The sequence below is a fragment of the Halochromatium sp. genome (assembly GCF_054919635.1).
In genome coordinates, this window is the sequence record NZ_JBUDPI010000181.1 from 1 (window position 1) to 7,295 (window position 7,295).

Consider the following 7,295-nt stretch of genomic DNA (forward strand, 5'->3'; position numbering starts at 1 on the left):
CAGCCATCCCGAACTATCTGGTTGGAGACTCATTGCGTCTCGGTCAAGCCCTGTTGAATCTTGCCGGCAATGCGGTGAAATTTACCGAGCACGGCCTGATCCAGGTGCGGGTGCGGCTGCTTGATTGCGCGGCTGACCGGGTGCGCCTCGGATTCTGGGGCCATGATTCAGGGATCGGCATCGCTGTCGAGAAGCTGCCGCAGCTCTATGATCCGTTCTGGCAGGCCGACAGCTCGACCACAAGACGCTACGGCGGTAGCGGTCTTGGTCTGCCGATCACCAAGCAGCTAATCAGCCTCATGGGGGGCGATATCCAGGTCCACGGTCGTGCCCGACGGGGAACCAGTTTCTCCTTCCAGGTCGAGCTCGGCACCCTCAGCGCATCGGCAGCAGCGCCGCTCAGCCAAGAGACTGAGGAGCGCCCGACACCGCTGATCGAGCGTGACAACCGTTCCTTGAAAGGACGCAGGGTCCTGTTGGTCGATGACAATGCGCTCAACCTTGACCTTGTCAGCTCGCTGCTCAGTGCGCTCGGCATCGTCACCGAGATCGCGCTCAACGGCCATGAAGGCGTCAGCAAGTCCAAGACCGGTGCTTTCGATCTGGTCCTGATGGACATCCAGATGCCGGAAATGGACGGCTTGGAGGCCACCCGCATCATCCGTCGACAGGAGGCCGAAACCGCGCCCGGCGCAGGGCGTTCACCGCGCCTTCCGATCATCGCCCTCACCGCCCATGCCAGTGAGCAGGATCGCGCAGCGAGCCTCGCCGCCGGGATGGACGATCATCTCACCAAGCCGATCGACACGGATCAACTCTGGAAGTTCTTGCAGCATTGGCTGCCGCAGAAGACGACGACTGCAGCAGACCGATCACAGCGAGCGGACAGCGAGCGCACCGCCGCGCGTCTAGAAGCGCAGCCAGCGCTTCTTGACGATGCCCAGGCTGCCGAGCGCACTGGCGCAGCGACGTTACTGCCCGAACAGCTGCCACCCTTCGACCTACCCGCCGCGCTTCACCGCTGCAACGGCAATCGAGACCTACTGCGCAAGCTGATCCTCAGATTCGTACAGGACTATGCCGATACAGACAAGCGATTGCGCGATCACCTCCGGGCCCAGGCTCCCGAGCAAGCAGAACGCCTCGCGCACAGTCTCAAGAGCTCGGCAGCGACACTCCATCTCGAGGACTTGGCCGACGCTGCACGAGCGCTCGAAGCAAGGCTGAGGCAACCGGCTCCGCCGACCAGCATCGAGCCATTGCTCGCGGAAGTCGATCGGCAGCTCGATGCCGCTGTACAGCCGGCACGGCAGCTGCCGCAGCATCCAACCGATACCGGAGACCCCAGCAGCAGCGAAAGCCAACAACGGCGCGCAGCCCTTGCAACTGACGGGAGACAGGCGTCTGCAGTTGCACAAGAATCCGCCCCCAGCACCGTCCCTAGCGCCGCCCACAGGATGAGCTGGAATCGGATCGCAAGGCTGCATGCACAGATCAAGGCCAACAGTCTCAGCGCTCGAGACAGCCTCGCTGAGCTACGACCCCAACTGGGCGCTCAACTGGGCTCTCAACTGGGTGACGACCTTAGCGAGCAGCAGCCTGAGGCCCAGATCCTGGCGGCAGTCGCAGACGCGCTCGACGCACTCGATTACGAACAGGCATTGAGTCTCGTCGATGACATTCTCAGGCATCAGCCAAGCCTCGCCCTCTGCGGCATCTGCGACCCGATCGCAACTCGCGACAACCACAGCTAAGACACTGACGATCGCAGAACCCAGGAGGCATCCCTCGTTGACTGTTCAGCCGACACTGGTTCGCAATACATACTTATGAAACTTATATTCGTTCAGCGGCGTGAGTTTTTCGACTAGGAGCACGCTATTTCGTTTCTGTCGCTTGAGCCCATCAAGCTCATCAATGTAATAATCGAGTGACGATTGTAGGCAGACACCCCGAAAATGAATCGTCTTCTTGCCGGCCAGGATCGAGACATCGAGCTGCTCATACTGATCGCAGATCTCCTTAGGATCTGAGCGCACAATCACGACGAACTCATTGCAGTCAACGATCGGGTAACATCGATGATGAACAGTCGCAGTGAGATGAGTCTGGGTACGACTCCCTTCAATCCCAAAGACCTTCTGAAAGACGCGCACACAGAGCATCCACAAAGCAGCGATAAGCAGCTTTAGATCATTGATCGTCGAGTGTTTCTTGATCGCGAACTGATAGTCGATCAGTGATCTTAGCCGCTTATAGGTTCGGTGCGGAGTAAACAACTGGGAGTAGCCGATCACTCCAGGTCGCACCGCAAACCTGAGATCGTAGCCGGGAATGCTCTTACAAGCGGCCTCATAGACCTCCTCTCGCTCTGGCCGAGGCCCCACCAGATTCATCTCGCCACGAAGCACATTGAAGAGCTGCGGCAATTCATCAAGCCGTGTATCCCGCAGAAAAGAGCCAACCCGAGTCTCCACATTGTGGCCCTGACCAACGAGATCATTGCCCAGTGCCGCTGCTGCGTTTGGCTTCAGACTCCGAAATTTGTAGATCGTGAATGGCTTTTTCCCCAGGCCAAGACGTGGACCGCGGTAGAACACAGGCCCACTTGGGTCATCGAGCTTGATTAAAATCGGAAGGATGACGAACAAAGGCAAGGAGACGAAGAGCAGCAGAAGGGTCGCGGCGATATTGAATATTCGATCGAGAAGAGTGTCAGGTGTTTCTTGTCTATTAATAACCATTTCTTATCGTCACTGTTCGAGAACCGGTTGCTACTCTCGTGTAGTCGCAGACTGTCGCCAGATCTCGAAGTGCATCAAGACTGCGCTGCACGCCGATGGATAATCCCATTGAGCTACACCAGCCGCCTTGGCCAGGCAGTTACGCCAACCGCACGCTATCACAAACAGCTCATCGCCACCTCATAGACCCCGCCGATCACCACCCACTCATCCTCACCCTTGAGCATCCCGGGCAGCAGGCCGTTGAAGAAGAAGACCTTCGGCAAGGGCACCTGGGCCTCGAGGATGTAGTCGCCAAACTCGCAGGCGCGCTCGCGATTACTGGTAAAGCTGCTGAGATTATTCAGCAAGACACGCCGCCAGCCGGCCGTCGTCGTTGAGCCACTGCAGAACCGGCTGCTGCCCTGATCCGCCTCACCCCGATCGCCCCGGACAGGGCGTTGCGCGGCACTGGCTGCCCCTAAGGTGGTGCCGGACTCGGGCCGGTCATCCAACAGCTCATGCTCGCCAATGCGGTTGATCCCACGGTACAGCGTCAGATGGGTCTCTTCCGGATGTTGGCGCACCAGCTCGTATTGGCAATAGGTATAGAGCAGATCGAGCTGAGCCTCGAGGGCATTGGTCGCATAGAGACCTTTGGCACCCTGGGCCAGGTAAAGCTGATAGGCGTCGGGATCAGCGCCACCGAGTGGCCCGGCATGGTAACGAGCGAGCAGCCCGAAGCGCGTCTCGACCCAGTGTTTGAGCACGGCTCCCTCGCGTCCATCCGAGTCGAACGACCAGCCGCGCACCATGCGCAGGTAATTCGCGTTACGCCGATACTTCTTGACACGCTCAGCCGCGAGCCCAGCGGCCTCGAGATCATCCAGGCAGAAGTGCGCGGCCATATAGTCGACGAAGCGCTCGGCGCGCTCGCGCGCATTGTCGATCGGCGCCAACAGCTCGAACAAGTCTTGATGGAAGGCACGAATGCCATCGATCTCAAGCGAGACCGGATGCGTCTGATAGGTCAGTCCGCCAAGGATGACAGCTGGCAGATTGCACCGATTGAGCGGCAGGCGGGCATTCGCGGGTAACGAGGGTGGCGAGCTTGTCGGCTGGCTCCTCCTAGTCGTAAGAGTGACGCCAGGCAGTGCATTCGGCGCTGTATTGGGTGGAGCGTCGAGCTCCCCGCCGGGATCGGGATCGGTCCCCTGGCAAACGTTGAGCGGACCCTGGGGCTGACTGCTGGCTTGATGTCGGGACTGGAGAGATTGCTGGGGCATGTCGGAGTTCGGACGTCGGCTGTCGGTAGACACACAAAGGCTGAGGGCTTGTTGTCTATGCTACCAAGGTGCCAGACCCCCATCTTTGCGAATTTCTATTTTATTTTCAAAGGGCTGAAGGAATATTTATGGCTTGGCACAGGCTGTGCTTATCCCTCGGTGAGCGAACCCTCTGTTCACCGCCCCACAGGGCATCCAACCGGGAGAATCACATGGCACTGCGTCAATGCGCCATCTACGGCAAAGGCGGAATCGGCAAGTCCACGACCACGCAGAACCTCGTCGCCGGTCTCGCCGAGCTCGGCAAAAAGGTCATGATCGTCGGCTGTGACCCGAAGGCCGACTCCACCCGCCTAATCCTGCACGCTAAGGCACAGGACACCATTATGCACCTGGCCGCCGATGCCGGCTCGGTCGAAGACCTCGAGCTCGAAGACGTGCTCCGTGTTGGCTACGCCGACATCAAGTGTGTCGAGTCCGGTGGCCCAGAGCCTGGCGTCGGCTGTGCCGGTCGCGGCGTCATCACCGCCATCAACTTCCTCGAAGAAGAAGGCGCCTACGACGAAGAGCTCGATTTCGTCTTCTACGATGTGCTCGGCGACGTGGTCTGCGGCGGCTTCGCCATGCCGATCCGCGAGAACAAGGCGCAGGAGATCTACATCGTCGTCTCTGGCGAGATGATGGCCATGTACGCGGCCAATAACATCTCCAAGGGCATCGTCAAGTACGCCAGCTCCGGCGGCGTGCGCTTGGCTGGCCTGATCTGCAATAGCCGCAACACCGCACGGGAAGACGAGCTGATCATGGAGCTAGCACGTCAGCTCGGCACCCAGATGATCCATTTCGTCCCACGCGACAACGTTGTTCAGCGCGCCGAGATTCGGCGCATGACGGTGATCGAGTACGACCCGAGTGCCAAGCAGGCCGAGGAATATCGCCAGCTCGCACAGAAGATCATCGATAACAACAACTTCGTGATCCCGACACCGATCTCGATGGATGCGCTCGAAGACCTGTTGATGGAATTCGGCCTGATGGATGAAGAAGACGAGAGCATCGTCGGTAAGTCTGCGACCGAAGAGGTCGCCGCGGCCTAAACCGCTGCCGATCGCCCTGCCCGTCTCCCTGGCCCTTCGCGCCGCCCCCTTTCGAGCGGCAACGAGGGGCTCTGAATCGATGCTTCAACGCGCGTCGGTCCGCAGATTAGCGGCGGCGCCGATGAGAGGAACGCCGACATGGCAACCATGACCCGTGACGAGACTCAGGCCCTGATCCAAGAGGTGCTGGAGGTCTACCCCGAGAAGGCGAAGAAAGACCGCGCCAAGCACCTGGCCGTCAATGACCCATCGGTCGAGCAGTCGAAGAAGTGCATCACCTCCAACCGCAAGTCCCAGCCTGGCGTGATGACCATTCGCGGCTGTGCTTACGCTGGCTCCAAGGGCGTGGTCTGGGGCCCGATCAAGGACATGATCCATATCTCCCACGGCCCAGTCGGCTGTGGTCAGTACTCGCGTGCCGGTCGTCGCAACTACTACACCGGTATGACCGGCGTGAACACCTTCGGCACGATGAACTTCACCTCTGATTTCCAGGAGAAGGACATCGTCTTTGGCGGCGACAAGAAGCTCGCGAAGATGCTCGACGAGATCGAGCAACTGTTCCCGCTCTCCAAAGGCGTTTCGGTGCAGTCTGAATGCCCGATCGGCCTCATCGGCGACGATATCGAATCGGTGTCGAAGCAGAAGACCAAGGAACACAACAAGCCGATCATCCCAGTCCGTTGCGAAGGCTTCCGCGGCGTCTCGCAGTCGCTCGGCCATCACATCGCCAACGACTCGATCCGTGATCATGTCGTGCATAACCGCGACAACGACACCAGCTTCGAGACCACGCCCTACGATGTCGCCATCATCGGTGACTACAACATCGGCGGTGACGCCTGGTCTTCACGCATCCTGCTCGAGGAAATGGGTCTGCGCGTCGTCGCGCAATGGTCCGGCGACGGCACCCTCTCTGAGATGGAGCTGACGCCCAAGGTGAAACTCAACCTCATCCACTGCTACCGCTCGATGAACTACATCAGCCGCCACATGGAAGAGCGCTATGGCGTGCCTTGGATGGAGTACAACCTGTTCGGGCCGACCAAGATCGCCGAATCGCTGCGCAAGATCGCCGAGTTCTTCGACGAGACCATCCAGGCCAATGCCGAGAAGGTCATCGCCAAGTACCAGGCCGAGTACGACGCCGTGATCGCCAAGTACCGTCCGCGTCTGGAAGGCAAGAAGGTGATGCTCTACGTCGGCGGTCTGCGTCCGCGTCACATCATCGGCGCCTACGAAGATCTTGGCATGGAGGTGGTCGGCACCGGCTACGAGTTCGCCCATAACGACGACTACGACCGCACCGTCAAGGAGATGGGCGATTCGACCCTGCTCTACGACGATGTCACCGGCTACGAGTTCGAGGAATTCACCAAGGCCCTCAAGCCTGATCTGGTCGGCTCTGGCATCAAGGAGAAGTATATCTTCCAGAAGATGGGCATACCCTTCCGCCAGATGCACTCTTGGGATTACTCAGGTCCGTATCACGGCTATGACGGTTTCGCGATCTTCGCGCGCGACATGGACATGACCATCAACAACCCCTGCTGGAACAGCATGAAGGCACCCTGGCTCAAGCCCGCCGAGGGCGAGGCCGAGGCCCCGATGGCCGCCCGCGCTTGATCGCACGCCCTTAGGCTCAGTGCCAGGTTGGGTGGCGCACTCACGACGGGCGGACGCCGTGAATCCATCTTTGGAGCCTCGGCAATCGCCATCCAGGCGATTGACGCCGCCGGACGTGAGTGCGCCACCCACTACCCAACCGCCGCAGGGCAATCACCGAACCGTCGTAACCCTTCACTCGCCGTCCGTCCGCAGATAAGCGGCGCGGCAGGAGCACTCCAATGACCCAGACCGTCGACAAGATCAAGCCCGGCTATCCGCTGTTCCTCGACGAGGACTATCAAACCACCATCAAGAACAAGCGCGAGATCTCCGAAGAGCGTGTCGATCAGGCCAAGCTCGATGAGACCTTCGAGTGGACCACGACCAAGGAATACCAGGAGCTCAACTTTGCCCGCGAGTCCCTGACCATCAACCCGGCCAAGGCCTGCCAACCGCTCGGCGCCGTGCTCTGCGCACTCGGCTTCGAGAAGACCCTGCCCTACGTACATGGCTCCCAAGGCTGCGTGGCCTACTTCCGCACCTACTTCAACCGCCACTTCAAGGAGCCGATCGCCTGCGTG

Annotated in this window: 6 protein-coding genes; 4 read left to right on the top strand and 2 right to left on the bottom strand. The window is 59.8% G+C overall.

The features are described from left to right. Positions 1 to 1,754, top strand: a 1,754-nt coding sequence (locus ACY693_RS11675; RefSeq protein WP_462321997.1) for a response regulator, incomplete at its 5' end; no start/stop codon positions are given. A gap of 45 nt (positions 1,755 to 1,799) precedes the next feature. Here the strand turns inward: ACY693_RS11675 and ACY693_RS11680 are convergent. Then, complete coding sequence (locus ACY693_RS11680) at positions 1,800 to 2,744, bottom strand: sugar transferase (protein WP_462321998.1); 945 nt, start codon at positions 2,742 to 2,744, stop codon at positions 1,800 to 1,802. Positions 2,745 to 2,902: 158 nt separating this feature from the next. Beyond that, on the bottom strand, positions 2,903 to 4,009 hold the full coding sequence (locus ACY693_RS11685) for an NAD(+)--dinitrogen-reductase ADP-D-ribosyltransferase (RefSeq protein WP_462321999.1): 1,107 nt from the start codon (positions 4,007 to 4,009) through the stop codon (positions 2,903 to 2,905). Between the two features lie 212 nt (positions 4,010 to 4,221). On the opposite strand from ACY693_RS11685, the gene nifH reads away from it, so the two are divergent. The 3 genes from nifH to ACY693_RS11700 all read left to right on the top strand — a co-directional run. Further along, positions 4,222 to 5,106 carry a nitrogenase iron protein gene (nifH, locus tag ACY693_RS11690; protein WP_462322000.1) on the top strand — a complete coding sequence of 295 codons (885 nt, stop codon included), beginning with the start codon at positions 4,222 to 4,224 and terminating at the stop codon, positions 5,104 to 5,106. Between the two features lie 138 nt (positions 5,107 to 5,244). Continuing rightward, complete coding sequence (nifD, locus tag ACY693_RS11695) at positions 5,245 to 6,732, top strand: nitrogenase molybdenum-iron protein alpha chain (RefSeq protein ID WP_462322001.1); 1,488 nt, start codon at positions 5,245 to 5,247, stop codon at positions 6,730 to 6,732. A 221-nt stretch (positions 6,733 to 6,953) separates the two neighbouring features. Then, positions 6,954 to 7,295, top strand: a 342-nt coding sequence (locus ACY693_RS11700; protein WP_462322002.1) for a DUF3364 domain-containing protein, incomplete at its 3' end; no start/stop codon positions are given.